Origin of the sequence: Bacillus sp. NPDC094064 (assembly GCF_050279585.1) — a bacterium.
Taxonomy (GTDB): domain Bacteria; phylum Bacillota; class Bacilli; order Bacillales; family Bacillaceae_G; genus Bacillus_A.
In genome coordinates this window covers 690,586-704,227 of the sequence record NZ_JBNNUI010000001.1, presented here as the reverse complement: position 1 = coordinate 704,227, position 13,642 = coordinate 690,586, and the positions used below count along the sequence as shown (strand labels likewise).

The 13,642-nt window shown below is 34.4% G+C and carries 16 protein-coding genes; 9 read left to right on the top strand and 7 right to left on the bottom strand.

Going from position 1 to position 13,642, the window contains the following annotated elements:
• The first annotated feature begins 9 nt into the window (after positions 1-9).
• The 4 genes from dapA to ACQKNI_RS03795 all read left to right on the top strand — a co-directional run bounded on the left by dapA (position 10) and on the right by ACQKNI_RS03795 (position 4,506).
• The gene (gene dapA, locus ACQKNI_RS03810; RefSeq protein ID WP_088229233.1) at positions 10-906 is read left to right on the top strand and encodes a 4-hydroxy-tetrahydrodipicolinate synthase; all 897 of its coding nucleotides are present in this window, start codon (positions 10-12) and stop codon (positions 904-906) included.
• Positions 907-922: 16 nt separating this feature from the next.
• On the top strand, positions 923-2,407 hold the full coding sequence (locus tag ACQKNI_RS03805) for an aldehyde dehydrogenase family protein (RefSeq protein WP_088229234.1): 1,485 nt from the start codon (positions 923-925) through the stop codon (positions 2,405-2,407).
• A gap of 137 nt (positions 2,408-2,544) precedes the next feature.
• Entirely contained in the window at positions 2,545-4,035 is a 1,491-nt protein-coding gene (locus tag ACQKNI_RS03800; protein WP_427282199.1) for an alanine/glycine:cation symporter family protein, read from the top strand.
• A gap of 102 nt (positions 4,036-4,137) precedes the next feature.
• A complete protein-coding gene (locus ACQKNI_RS03795) occupies positions 4,138-4,506 on the top strand; it encodes a carboxymuconolactone decarboxylase family protein (RefSeq protein ID WP_088229236.1) in 369 nt (122 codons plus the stop codon).
• A gap of 146 nt (positions 4,507-4,652) precedes the next feature.
• Here ACQKNI_RS03795 and ACQKNI_RS03790 read toward each other — a convergent pair whose 3' ends face one another.
• Positions 4,653-4,949 carry a hypothetical protein gene (locus ACQKNI_RS03790; RefSeq protein WP_088229237.1) on the bottom strand — a complete coding sequence of 99 codons (297 nt, stop codon included), beginning with the start codon at positions 4,947-4,949 and terminating at the stop codon, positions 4,653-4,655.
• Positions 4,950-4,967: 18 nt separating this feature from the next.
• Positions 4,968-5,612 (bottom strand): HD domain-containing protein, encoded by a 645-nt coding sequence (locus tag ACQKNI_RS03785; protein ID WP_088229238.1) that lies wholly within the window; start codon positions 5,610-5,612, stop codon positions 4,968-4,970.
• 106 nt (positions 5,613-5,718) lie between these two features.
• On the opposite strand from ACQKNI_RS03785, the gene ACQKNI_RS03780 reads away from it, so the two are divergent.
• The 3 genes from ACQKNI_RS03780 (at position 5,719) to ppaC (ending at position 8,055) form a co-directional block, all read left to right on the top strand.
• Positions 5,719-6,222 carry a GNAT family N-acetyltransferase gene (locus tag ACQKNI_RS03780; RefSeq protein ID WP_088229239.1) on the top strand — a complete coding sequence of 168 codons (504 nt, stop codon included), beginning with the start codon at positions 5,719-5,721 and terminating at the stop codon, positions 6,220-6,222.
• Between the two features lie 149 nt (positions 6,223-6,371).
• Positions 6,372-6,887 carry a DinB family protein gene (locus ACQKNI_RS03775; RefSeq protein WP_098252094.1) on the top strand — a complete coding sequence of 172 codons (516 nt, stop codon included), beginning with the start codon at positions 6,372-6,374 and terminating at the stop codon, positions 6,885-6,887.
• A 238-nt stretch (positions 6,888-7,125) separates the two neighbouring features.
• Positions 7,126-8,055, top strand: coding sequence for a manganese-dependent inorganic pyrophosphatase (gene ppaC / locus ACQKNI_RS03770; protein WP_098840954.1), 930 nt, complete (start codon positions 7,126-7,128; stop codon positions 8,053-8,055).
• A 261-nt stretch (positions 8,056-8,316) separates the two neighbouring features.
• Here ppaC and ACQKNI_RS03765 read toward each other — a convergent pair whose 3' ends face one another.
• Positions 8,317-8,505: a DUF4017 family protein gene (locus ACQKNI_RS03765; RefSeq protein ID WP_088229242.1), complete on the bottom strand. Its 189-nt coding sequence runs from the start codon at positions 8,503-8,505 to the stop codon at positions 8,317-8,319.
• A 254-nt stretch (positions 8,506-8,759) separates the two neighbouring features.
• Between ACQKNI_RS03765 and ACQKNI_RS03760 the strand changes: the two genes are divergently transcribed.
• Together ACQKNI_RS03760 and ACQKNI_RS03755 are read left to right on the top strand one after the other, a co-directional pair.
• Positions 8,760-9,209: a DUF6884 domain-containing protein gene (locus ACQKNI_RS03760; protein WP_088229243.1), complete on the top strand. Its 450-nt coding sequence runs from the start codon at positions 8,760-8,762 to the stop codon at positions 9,207-9,209.
• Positions 9,210-9,494: 285 nt separating this feature from the next.
• Positions 9,495-10,301, top strand: coding sequence for a GH25 family lysozyme (locus ACQKNI_RS03755; RefSeq protein WP_088229244.1), 807 nt, complete (start codon positions 9,495-9,497; stop codon positions 10,299-10,301).
• A 536-nt stretch (positions 10,302-10,837) separates the two neighbouring features.
• Here ACQKNI_RS03755 and ACQKNI_RS03750 read toward each other — a convergent pair.
• The 4 genes from ACQKNI_RS03750 to ACQKNI_RS03735 form a co-directional block, all read right to left on the bottom strand.
• A complete protein-coding gene (locus ACQKNI_RS03750; protein ID WP_088229245.1) occupies positions 10,838-11,290 on the bottom strand; it encodes a hypothetical protein in 453 nt (150 codons plus the stop codon).
• A 138-nt stretch (positions 11,291-11,428) separates the two neighbouring features.
• The gene (locus tag ACQKNI_RS03745) at positions 11,429-11,785 is read right to left on the bottom strand and encodes a hypothetical protein (RefSeq protein WP_000606231.1); all 357 of its coding nucleotides are present in this window, start codon (positions 11,783-11,785) and stop codon (positions 11,429-11,431) included.
• A gap of 129 nt (positions 11,786-11,914) precedes the next feature.
• Positions 11,915-12,538 (bottom strand): acetylglutamate kinase, encoded by a 624-nt coding sequence (locus tag ACQKNI_RS03740; RefSeq protein WP_141524719.1) that lies wholly within the window; start codon positions 12,536-12,538, stop codon positions 11,915-11,917.
• 688 nt (positions 12,539-13,226) lie between these two features.
• Entirely contained in the window at positions 13,227-13,388 is a 162-nt protein-coding gene (locus ACQKNI_RS03735) for a hypothetical protein (RefSeq protein WP_170933738.1), read from the bottom strand.
• Positions 13,389-13,642 lie beyond the last annotated feature (254 nt).

Here is a 13,642-nt window from a genome sequence, read left to right as displayed (position 1 = left end):
GAGATAAAGATGAAAAAAATTAAAGGGGCATTTCCAGTATTAATAACACCGATGGATGAGTTTCAAGAGATTGATTGGAAAGGTGTAAAACAAAATGTAAATTACTTTATTGAACAAAAAGTAGCTGGAATTATTATTAATGGCAGTACGGGAGAATTTGTTAGTTTATCAAAAGAAGAACGTTTTAATATGGTAGAAACTGTATTAAAAGAAGTTGATGGCCGTATTCCCGTTATCGTTGGTACTGCAGCAGAGACGACGAAAGAAACGATTGAATATACGAAACATGCGGAAGCGCACGGGGCGGATTGTGCGTTAATTATTAACTCGTATTATTGTAAACCGAAAGAAGAAGAAATCTATTTTCATTTTAAAGAAATCTCAAACGCTGTAAATATACCAATTATGCTATACAATAACCCATTTACTTCTGGTGTTGATATGAGTACAGAGCTTATGCTTCGCATTGGTAAAGAGTGTGAAAATGTTACACATATTAAAGAATCTAGCGGAGATATTCGAAAAGCGAGAGATTTAGTAAGACAAGGCGAAGGTGCTTTTCAAGTCTTCTGCGGATCTGAAGATTTAGTTATGGAATCTTATTTAGTTGGTGCCTCGGGATGGGTTTCAGTAGCAGGAAATATCGTTCCAGGTCTAGTTACGAAAATGTATGAGCATTTTCAAAATGGTGAATTAGAAAAAGCGTGGGAAATAAACGATGCGATTTTACCTCTTTGCGAGTTTCTTGAAGGATCGGGAAAATATGTACAAATCGTTAAACGCTCAATGGAATTACACGGGCAAGTCGGAGGACCTTCACGTTATCCGAGACTCGGATTAACTGAAGAAGAAGATCAAAAGCTTCAATCGATTTTATCAAATATCACAGCTCATACAGCTGTTTAAATAAGGAGGAGTGTATATGTTAACGACAAATATTGAGCTGAAACCAAAAGTGAAAGCGTTTTTAAACGAAGAAATTAAAATGTTTATTAATGGTGAATTTATTTCTTCTATTAGCGGGAAGACGTTCGAAACATACAATCCAGCAACAGAAGATGTTTTAGCTGTCGTATGTGAAGCGCAAGAGGAAGATATTGATGTCGCAGTCAAAGCAGCAAGAGCTGCATTTGAAAGTGGACCTTGGGCAGAAATGACTACCGCTGAAAGAGCACATCTTATTTATAAATTAGCAGATTTAATTGAAGAGCATGGAGAAGAATTAGCGCAGTTAGAAGCTTTAGATAATGGGAAACCATATCAAGTAGCACTAGATGATGATATTGCAGCGACTGTAGAAAATTATCGCTACTACGCGGGATGGGCTACAAAAATTATCGGGCAAACCATTCCAATTTCAAAAGATTACTTAAATTATACGCGCCATGAACCAGTTGGCGTTGTAGGTCAAATTATTCCTTGGAATTTTCCGCTCGTTATGTCTTCTTGGAAAATGGGGGCTGCACTAGCAACAGGCTGTACGATTGTATTAAAACCAGCAGAGCAAACGCCTTTATCGTTATTATATACAGCGAAGCTCTTTAAAGAGGCTGGTTTTCCAAATGGTGTTGTAAACTTCGTTCCAGGTTTTGGTCCTGAAGCAGGAGCAGCAATCGTAAACCATCATGATATTGATAAAGTAGCCTTCACTGGTTCAACAGTTACGGGAAAATATATTATGCGTCAATCAGCAGAAACAATTAAACATGTAACGTTAGAACTTGGTGGCAAGTCCCCAAATATCATTTTAGAAGACGCTGACTTAGAAGAAGCGATTAACGGTGCGTTCCAAGGTATTATGTATAATCATGGTCAAAACTGTAGTGCGGGATCTCGCGTGTTCGTGCATCGAAAGCATTATGAAACAGTCGTAAATGAACTTGTAAAAATGGCAAATGAAGTAAAGCTTGGAGCAGGTATGGAGAAGGAAACTGAAATGGGTCCACTCGTATCTAAAAAACAACAAGAGCGTGTGCTGCATTATATTGAACAAGGGAAGAAGGAAGGTGCTACTGTTGCTGCTGGTGGAGAACGTGCATTTGAAAAAGGTTATTTTGTACAGCCGACAGTATTCACAAATGTTACGGATGATATGACAATTGTTAAGGAAGAAATTTTCGGACCAGTTGTCGTTGTACTTCCATTTGATTCGACAGAAGAAGTAATTGAAAGAGCAAATAACTCTTCATATGGGCTTGCTGCAGGGGTATGGACACAAAATATTAAAACTGGACATCAAGTTGCTAATAAGTTAAAGGCAGGAACAGTGTGGATTAATGATTATAACCTAGAAAATGCAGCGGCACCATTTGGTGGGTTTAAGCAATCTGGTATCGGTCGTGAGTTAGGCTCATATGCGCTAGATAATTATACAGAAGTGAAGAGTGTTTGGGTCAATATTAAGTGAAACTCTATTTAGTAGCAGTCTTGTAGACTATAAATAATAGGATAAATAAGAGAAGCGGACAACTGGAATGCAAGTCAAAGGTTGTCCGCTTTCTATATATAAATATTCTTTTCAAAACAAGTAAGAGGGGGACTTTGATGGAACAGTTAGTAGAATGGCTAGTAGGGCAAGTATGGAGTATTGGTTTAGTTGTTTTTGCATTAGGGGCAGGCATATATTTCACAATTGCGACACGTTTTTTGCAAATTCGTTATTTTAAAGAGATGATTACATTACTATTTGAAGGGAAAAGCTCAGAGACTGGCATTTCATCTTTCCAAGCATTCTGTTTGGCCTTATCAGGAAGGGTTGGAATAGGTAATATCGCAGGAGTAGCGACAGCTATCGCTTTTGGTGGTCCTGGAGCTGTATTTTGGATGTGGGTAATGGCTCTTTTAGGAGCAGCTAGTGCATTTGTTGAATCAACATTATCTCAAGTATATAAAAGTAAAGTAGGAAATGAATACCGCGGTGGTACACCATATTTTATTGAAAAAGGTTTGAAAATGAAATGGTTTGCGGTTATTGTAGCGGTGGTTGTAACACTGTCATATGGCGTATTATTGCCAGGTATTCAATCAAGTAGTATCGCTGTTGGATTTGAAAACTCTAATGGCATTAGCAAATATATAACTGGTATATTGTTAGTCATATTATTAGCAGCAATCATTTTTGGTGGCGTAAAAAGAATTGCGGGCGTCTCTCAAATGCTTGTTCCATTTATGGCAATTGGTTATGTAATTGTTACATGTATCGTATTAATTGCGAATGTAACGGAAATTCCAAGTATGTTCGCTTTAATTTTCTCTAGTGCTTTTGGTGTAAATGAAATGTTTGGTGGTATCGTTGGTGCAGCTATTGCTTGGGGCGTAAAACGTGCTGTATTTTCAAATGTTGCTGGTGTTGGAGAAGCGACATATAGTTCAGCTGCTGCTGAAGTATCCCATCCTGCCAAACAAGGGTTAGTTCAAGCGTTTTCTGTATATATCGATACAATTGTTGTATGTACAGCGACAGCTCTTATGATTTTAATAACAGGTATGTATAATGTTATACCTGAAGGAAAAAGCGCTATTGTAAAGAACATTGGGAATGTAGATGCAGGTCCAATCTATACACAACAAGCAGTTGAAACTGTTATGACGGGATTTGGTCCAATATTTATTTCAATCGCAATCTTCTTCTTCGCATTTACAACTTTACTTGCTTACTATTATATCGCAGAAACGACACTTACTTATTTAGATCGTGAGCTTAAATATAACTGGTTAAAACCCGTTTTAAAAATTGGATTTTTAATTATGGTTTACATCGGTAGCGTAGAATCAGCATCGCTATTATGGAACCTTGGAGATTTAGGAATTGGTAGTATGGCATGGTTAAACCTTATTGCGATCATATTATTAAGTAAAACGGCATTAAAAGTATTAAAAGATTATGAAGCGCAGAAAAAAGAAGGGAAAGACCCAGTATTTGATCCTAAAAATGTGGGGATTGAAGGCTTAACATTTTGGGAAGAGAGAAGTAAAGAGGTTGAAGGAAAAAACTCTAAAGAACAAGCGGTAGTGGATGATAGTCTGCAATTGTAGTCTTAATAAACTGAATATTCATTCTATTCTGTATGGTATATTGCCTTCTTTTCATCACATACTACAGTAGGTACAGATAATTTGAATGGGGGTAATAATAAGATGGAAAACGAACAACATCATAGTTCAGTAAATGACGTTCTACATCATTATAAAGAAGGAATCGGTAGTTTCACAAACCAAATTCCTGAAATTGCTGAAACATATAATGCGTTCACGCAAGCTTGTTTTCAAGAGGGCGCTTTAACAAAAAGGGAAAAACAACTTATCGCATTAGGAATTAGTCTAGCAACGCAAGATGAATATTGTACCATTTATCATACAAAAGGTTGTCTTGATCAAGGGTGTTCAGATAAAGAGATTCTGGAAGCGTGTGGGGTATCAGCAGCATTTGCTGGCGGAGCTGCAATGAGTCAAGCGGTAACTTTAGTACAAGAGTGTTTAATTGAACTGAAAAATCAAAAGCATTGAATAGAAAAGAACGTTTTAAACTTTATGTTTAAAACGTTCTTTTACGTGAGATTAAATTTGAGTATGAAATTTACATTGTATGTGATGTAATAAAGTGAAAATTTTAAATCTAGTGGGAATGAGAAATCGAAACTATTTATTTAGTTTTAAGATTTTCTAAAAAGTTTCAATTGTTTCATATAATCAATAGCTTTTGTTTTGTTCTTTTGTTTACATACATATTCGAATTCATTCTTATCTCTATAATAACTATTCATTATATCTTCTGTAAGAACTCCATCGGATATAGCTTTTTTAACTGCACATTGTGGTTCATTTGTATGCGAACAGTTAGAAAATTTACAGCTCTTAGATATAATCACTATATTTTCATACCCAAAAGCAGAGTTATCTCTATGGTTTATCAAGTCAAATCCCATTTTACTAATAAGTAATCCCTCCACTTTTAAATTGTATGTAATTTAATATTCTATATTACCATAAATCGATTTCTTTATGTCAGGAAGAACGCTGTATATACTCTTACCGATTAAAGATTCTAATTCTTTCTTAATTGTATAGAATCCTTTCCAATGTAAAGATGTATGAGCAGTTGTTCCATGACGTAAGCCAACTGAAATTAATCTTTTTTCAAGGGTAGTAAAGCCATCTGCGTCAGCTAGAGCGTCACAAAGGGTGATTACTTTATTATATAAGTCGTAGTTACTATGTTCGTTCAATATTTCAATTAACCGGCTTTTCATATAATCGGGAACAAGACTCCACTCCGCTGCGATATCTATATGTTCATTTTTGCAAGGGAATGAATGTGTCACACAAATAATCGCGTTTCCTGTATAACCTAAATCATTCATGTACATATAACCATCATAGGAATGTATAACAGATCTGGTAAAACCTTTATACCTTCCTATATCATGCAGGAGGGCAGCATTATATGCTATGTCAGCATTTAGGTCATAATACCCATTATTAATAAGTTCTACAACTATCTTTTCCGTTGCAAGGGCAACATTAATTGAATGTTCAAACCATGGACCTGGATTTTGTTCATATGCCCACTCGAGTAATTCTCTCGCGTATGTCGTATCTAATATATATTTCATATAGGTATCCTTTCTCTAAAAATTCATATTTAAAATAATTTCATCTTAATATTTAATTATTCCTGCTTTAAAAATTGTTAAAATAAAAATAAAAGGGGGGAAAGTAATGGGGAATTTAGTAATTGAAGAAATTAAGAAATTAGAAAACAATATTGAAGAGCTTACTAAACTTTTGAAAACTGTAGTAGATGATGGGGCATCAATCGGGTTTTTACCGCCAATGGAACGAGAAGAAGCGACGAAGTATTGGCAAGCTGTCTTAGTGCCGGAAGTGATATTATATGTCGCTAAAATAAACAATGAAGTAGCGGGAAGTGTTCAATTACATTTAGTCACAAAGCCAAATGGTAGCCATAGAGCTGAAATTTGTAAGTTAATGACTCATCCAAATTTTAGACGTAACGGTATTGGACGTTTGCTTATGCAAAAAGCAGAGGGACGAGCAAAACAAGAAAACAGGTCTCTTTTAGTGCTAGATACGAGAGAAGGAGATCCTTCTAATAGATTATACAAATCATTAGACTATCGAGAAGTTGGAAAAATACCGGAATATGCAATTTCTCCGAATGGTGCGTTAGATGCAACGGTTATATATTATAAAAGTATTTAGTTTTTTGACCCTTTAACTATGGTTGGAATGTTCAATTAAAGGACTAGTTTGTAGAAGGTTGTAACAGTTTTTTTAGTTATTATTTAATAGGGGTTTAGCAGTCTTTTGGTGAATATTAAATGTTAATCTAAAAGATGGAGGTTGCTGTCATGTTGAAACTGTTTCAATATAATTGGCAAGTTCGTGATGAGTGGTTTACATTTTGTGAAGATATATCGGATGAAGAACTATTAAAGAAACGGGTTGGTGGGTTTGGTAGTATCCTACATTCGTTATTTCATATTGTAGATATGGAGTATATGTGGATCTTAGGTTTGCGCGGTGAACCAGTGCCCGAGGAGCCGGAATTTGAAGATTATTCTAGCTTGCAAAAAGTGAAAAAACTCTCAGCTCAATACCACGAGAAAGTGCAGCCATTTGTGACCTCTTGGACAAGTGAAATGGAATCTCGGAAATTTTCAGAAACTGATTTCAATGACGCACCGATTAGCTCTAGAGACGCACCAATTAGGCGCCGAGTTATTGAATGTACACACGGAGAGATAATGCGTCATGTCATTGTCCACGAAATTCACCATATCGGTCAGTTATCTATTTGGGCACGTGAAATAGGAAAGGAGCCAGTTTCCGCAAATTTGAGAGGGAGAGGGCTATTCGGTAATTAGACTGTCTTTGCCAATTTTGCAATTGGGCGCTTTAATGGTACAATAATCAAGAATGGAAAATATAGTGCAAGTGCCTACACTATTTTAAATTAATATACATTTCGATCATCTATTTCATTTTAGATGATCTTTTTTATGAAAATTATAGAAGAAAGTGCAATTATTTATAAAAAAATACGCTTTAAATATTGTCATATTTGCTTCTTTAAGATATCCTTTTCATGAAGAGGTGGAAAACATGGAAAAAGTACTAGTTTTCGGGCATAAAAACCCAGATACAGATGCAATTTGTTCTGCAATTGCTTATGCAGAATTGAAAAAAGAATTAGGAATGAATGCTGAGCCTGTACGTTTAGGCGAAATCAGCGGTGAAACTCAATTTGCGTTAGATTATTTTAAAGTAGAAGGACCGCGTTTTGTTGAGACAGTTGCAAGCGAAGTGGACAACGTTATTTTAGTTGACCATAACGAGCGTCAACAAAGTGCTAACGATATCGAATCTGTTCGTGTGTTAGAAGTTATTGACCATCACCGTATTGCTAACTTTGAAACAAGCGATCCTATATACTACCGTTGTGAGCCAGTTGGTTGTACAGCTACAATCTTAAACAAAATGTACAAAGAAAACGGCGTTACAATTCGTAAAGAAGTTGCAGGTTTAATGTTATCTGCAATCATTTCAGATTCTTTACTATTCAAATCTCCAACTTGCACAAAGCAAGACGTAGCAGCAGCACGTGAATTAGCGGAAATCGCTGGTGTAGATGCAGATAGCTATGGCTTAGAAATGTTAAAAGCTGGTGCTGACTTAAGCGGAAAAACAATGGAGCAATTAATCTCTCTTGACGCTAAAGAATTCCAAATGGGTAATGCGAAAGTTGAAATCGCACAAGTAAACGCTGTTGATACAAACGATGTTCTTGTACACCAAGCGGAACTTGAAAAAGTTATCTCTGCAGTAGTTGAAGAGAAGGGTTTAGACCTATTCTTATTCGTTGTAACTGACATCTTAACTAACGATTCTGTTGGCCTTGCAATTGGTAAAGCAGCAAACGTTGTTGAGAAAGCTTACAACGTATCTCTAGAAAACAACACAGCTACTTTAAAAGGTGTTGTATCTCGTAAAAAACAAATCGTACCTGTATTAACAGAAGCATTCCAAGCTTAATAGTATTGAGTACAGATAAACAAAAAGGACAAGTAGTCAGATGGACTACTTGTCCTTTTCTCTTTTAAATGGCGGGAAATCCAGATTTTTAATTAGAGGGACTTGCGTATGTTGAATGACTCAAAGTTGTTAAATTGGGATGAAAATAAGAAATGTTATGACTTGGAAACATTGAAAAATTTGATTTTTCGTAAGAAGTAGTACAAAATACGTTCAGGGCAATACTCAATACGATAAGCGAATAAAAAAGGATAGCATTTTCTATCCTTTTAAACGATTCTTATTCACATAAAAAGTAACGATAGCAACAACGAGGAAAATAGGAATTGCGTATACTTGCCCAACAAATAATTTCCAACCAACAGTATTATAACCGTCAGATGCTGGTAAGGTAATTACAATAACGCAAACGATAAAATAAACAAATAGTGCAGGGATAATATTTTTCATTGCCGTTCACCTCCTCTCTAAACTTTAATGTATAACATTTGTATATTACAGTATTATTGAATGGAGTTGGATAAAAGCAAGTAATTTAAATTTGATTTATATACGTATGTATTAAAAGACTAATTGTAAATGAAACTAATGAAAAATGTGGTAAATAATGTATTTTCATTTCAGGATTATTATATAGTATTTTGTGAAGAAAATGTACAAAAAATTTAACTTTATATACGAAAGAAAAGAGGTAAGACGTAAATATGAAGAGACTATGCATAATCCCATGTGGAAAAAAGAAAATTTGGGATAAGTATGTAGATTACGGGGAGACAGAGGCAAAGGATGTGTATATTAGTCCATTTGGAAAAGCGTGTCAGGCATACGCAACTATGTTTTTTGAGAACTGGGTTATCTTATCAGCGAAGCATGGATTTTTAAGACCGAATGATATTGTGCAAGAAAACTACGATCTTGCATTTGATTCCAAGAGTAATGAGATTATTAGTATTGAACAATTACGACAACAGATCGTTGATAAAGAGTTGCTTCAGTTTGACGAAATCGTTTTACTTGCTGGGAAGAAACATAAAAAAGTAGTGACGAAATTATATTCGGAAGAAATTATTACATATCCGTTAGAAGGATGCAAAGGAATTGGATATATGTTGCAGAGGTTAAAGAGGGCTGTAGAGGAAGAGAAGGAAGTATAGTTTTTATGATAGTAGTAGGTTGGTCACATTTTGATAATAGGCATCGCCAAAATGGTGGTGCTTTTTCTATTAGTCAGTACAGCTCCCCAAATAGATTTGGTATTTGATAGCAATAGTTTTGTTCGTTAAGTGTCAATTTTCTTTTTCAAGTATAATGAATTAAAAATGCAGTAGGTAGGGGAATCATAGTAACACAAGTATTAACGAATCTGGTTGGATTTTTAAACGATAATAGCAAAAAAGACAAGCTATGAATATGATAATAAAAAAAGGAGATGTTGGATAATGGGTTACATTGTAGATATTTCGAAATGGAATGGCGATATTAACTGGGATGTAGCAGCACCACAATTAGATTTCGTAATTGCACGTGTGCAAGATGGTTCAAATTATGTAGACCCTTTATATAAAAATTATGTACAAGCAATGAAAGTGAGAAATATTCCATTTGGTAACTATGCATTTTGCCGTTTCATTTCAGTAGAAGATGCGAAAGTAGAAGCACGTAATTTTTGGAATCGTGGGGATAAAAATGCTACAATTTGGGCTGCAGATGTTGAAGTGAAAACAATGGATGATATGCGAACAGGTACACAAGCTTTTATCGACGAATTACGCCGACTAGGTGCTAAGAAAATCGGTTTATATGTTGGTCATCATATGTATGAACCTTTTGGGATGGCAAATGTGAAATGTGACTTTGTATGGATTCCGAGATATGGGGGAAATAAGCCAGTGTATCCGTGTGACCTTTGGCAGTATACTGAAACAGGGAATGTTCCTGGCATCGGTAAATGCGATCTCAATTCACTCATAGGAAATAAACCTCTAGCGTGGTTTACTGGAGCAGTACAACCAGTACAACCTGTGCAAGTACAAGCAAATAAACAAAATATCATCCAATCTGGAGCTTTTTCACCGTATGAAACGCCCGATGTTATGGGAGCATTAACTTCTTTAAAAATGACAGCCAAGTTCATTTTACAATCGGATGGATTAACATATTTCATTTCTGATCCAACTTCAGACACGCAATTGAATGCAATGAAAGATTATCTTGAACGTAAAAAATGGTGGTATAAAGAAATGTAGTAATCAAAGTTTGTACCATAGAGCGTGCCCCACCTAAAAAACAGCTTCTTATAGAAGATAAAATAGAATTCCCTTCGAAATGTATCCTCCTAAATGTATAAAATATATTTTCGATTCATAAAAAAATAGATTATAAGTAATTGTTTTGTAAAAAAAACCAAAATGTTAGTGTTCATTAAATATGAAATATGTTCCCTAAACCTTAAAAACTAGACTAGTAAACAAGCCCTTCTATTAGTTCCAACATAGAATATAATGAATTCTATTTAGGAGGAAGTATATTCATGGGGAATCATTGTCATTGTAGACGTTCATTTTGGGATGATTTAATGTTCGGAGGATGTAGATGCAGGAATTGTCATACATGCAGTTGCAAAGAGAAAGCGAAATGCGATTGTGACAAGTGTAGTTGTAAGGAGAAACCGAAGTGCGATTGTGAAGAGTGTAAGCATAAAGAGAAACCGAAATGCCATTGTAAACATGAAGGGTACTAGTAATAAAAAAGAGTACGTAAAGTACTCTTTTTTATTACTAGTTTATATTCCATCTTGAACTGATTTTTTTTCAATTTCCCATGTATCTTTCTTTTTAATTTTTATAGATACATAAGTTCCATTAGATTTTTGATAAAAGATATAGCCATTATTCGATTTTACATAGGCTAATGGCTCACCTATGCAATCTCGTGAACAAGACGTATTGATTAGCTCAATTAATGAAAGGTTACTTGGATCAGTTTTACTTGTATCTATAAGGGTATCGAGATTTGTTTTACGAAATCCCTGTAAATTTACATTGAAATTTTTTTCGATTTCTCCAGTACCGTTCGTACTTATTACCTCGGCGGAGTTTTTCTTTTCGAGAAGGAAACCACTTGTATAAAGGAATTTTGTATATCCTATCCAGGCGATTAAAATGATTGTAAAAAATATACTAGCTGTTCTAAGTTTGCGAAGCCGTTTGCTTACAATTGTTTCTGAGTATTTCATTCAGTCTAATCCTCCAATGTTTTTTTATCTAAAGTATGCTTGGACACATATATTTAGAAGAGAATGAAAGGTAAAGGGTTCTTGATTCAAAAAAGAAAGCATCCAGTATGAGATGCTTTCTTTTTTGAGTATTTTTTGCTATCTGTTAGTTACTTGTTTCATAAGTGGCCTTATTTCTTTCACAGGAGGCTTTTTATCATATGCATCAACGTAAGAAAAGTAATAATTTAAGTTTCTAAGAAGGCCTTTTCCTATTTTTGCGCTTAAGAAGGGGAATACTTGTCCCGTATAATCATCGAGGGATTTACAATAATATTTTTCATCTAAATATATACTGTATTTACATGTTAGTTCTACTAATGGGTTACCTTCATCATCAAATACTTCCTTAGAATCGATAATGTCTATTAATGCGAATTTTTCATTCAAATAAACTTTCTTTTTTTTCTCGTGTTTATTTGTGAGAATGAATACGAGACCAATGGCGTTAATCAAACTATGTCCTCCTATAAAAAACGGATATTAATAAAATATATCGATATACGTTAAATGTAAAGAGGAGAAGTGAAATATCCTTGAATGAACGTTTTATAAGCCGATTTGTTTTTTCAAATCGGCTTATTGTTATTGAAATACTTGCGGGAATTGTTTTACGATTGCGTCTGTTATCATGTCTGCCATTTCTAATGCTTCTTTTTCAATTTTATCGTACAATTTTACTCCTGCTTCATAATCTTTATTTAGGAAGGAAAGCGCTTCTGCTTTTGTTAGTGCTAAATGTTCATAAAACATTTTTCTAAATTCTTCTTTTTCTATATATGGGTTGATGCTAGTAAGAAATGCAACAATTTCATCCCCGTTAGCGTACCATTTTTTCTCTATCGCAGCAGCTGCATTTTGATCACCTGCTTTTGCAGCTTTAACAAGATCAGCGGCGATTACTAAATGGTCTTTAATTAATGCACTATATTTTTTTACTGCATCCTCACCGTAGAACGGTTCAAGGGATAGTCCCATGTGTGTTGCGTTTTGTAGAAGGCGTCCAACTGAAACGTTAACATCTGGTAAATGAAAGACAATGCTTATAATGGCTAATCTCGTCCAAGCGACATGTTGTTCCCATAATGAACGCATATAACCTTTTAAAAAGTTCTCATTTTTACTAATTCGGTAATTACGTACGGGTACATCAAAGTTTACATAAGGGTTATGATAGGGGGAGTAATACGATTGCCAATAAGAATACATAAGTAGTAACACTCCTTTGAACATGTATATCTCAAAGTATGATGAAATTTATTTTTTAGTTACGTGTCCTAGATTATTTTCAACAATTAGATAGGTGGCTAAAAAGGTGAGAAGATTTGAAAACGAAGTTGTGGTATATGTGAATTAATTGAATATAAAGTAAAAGAGGCTCTGCAAGGGAAGTTGCAGAGCCTCAAAAGGGTATTGTCGAGATGTCGGACTCGACTACGTAATAGTACCATAATTTTTTTTTGAAAAACCTTGGTAAATCTGTCCAAATGAATGATTTAACACTTTAATAAAGTAAAAAGGAGCTACTTCCCGCAGCAGCCCCCTTTCACTAGATAATGTTGATGAGTAAAAACTCATCTAGAGTACCTTTATAGTAACAAGTAAAAATAGTTTTGTGTATTGAGAAAAAACGAATTACATAATTAGACGTTAAGAATTTATATTTAAAATTTTTTCGATTATTATCATTTGTTGCGATTGGATTATGGTTATAAAATGTAGAAAAGGTTTGTATGCAAGACTAAGGGTAATTATTAAGTCGACCTGCTAATGTAAGCAGGTCGACTTAAGGGGTTTATTCAACAGATTATTTTACATGTTAACAGCTGTATTGGAGTAAGTCTATAAGTTTTATATTGAGAAAATTTATATGAATTATATATTTTTTGCACATGAATTACCGTCTAAAAAGTTGAAGTAGAAAGTTACATATCTTTCTATAAGAGAATAATGGTTGATATTTATAATATGATTCATATTTCCACGCATCATTATTAGAGAATTGGAGTTTATTCGTTTCTGTTTTATGTTTGATGGAACTAATATTACGACGCTTCATATAGTAACCTCCTGAATTTATACGTATATGATTAGTAGTATTCAAGGAAGGGAAAGAAAATGAATATTTAAATTGAAATTCTTACTTTTTGTATATTGAATATGCGTTGTAGATGTTAGGAAACTTAGAAAGTAACAAAACACCTATATGAATGAATATTTGATACGAAAGGGAATATAGAGTAATGAAAAAGGAATAAGCATGTATTCATCACTTTCAAGTCACATAAGTGATGATATAATAGAGATAGATGA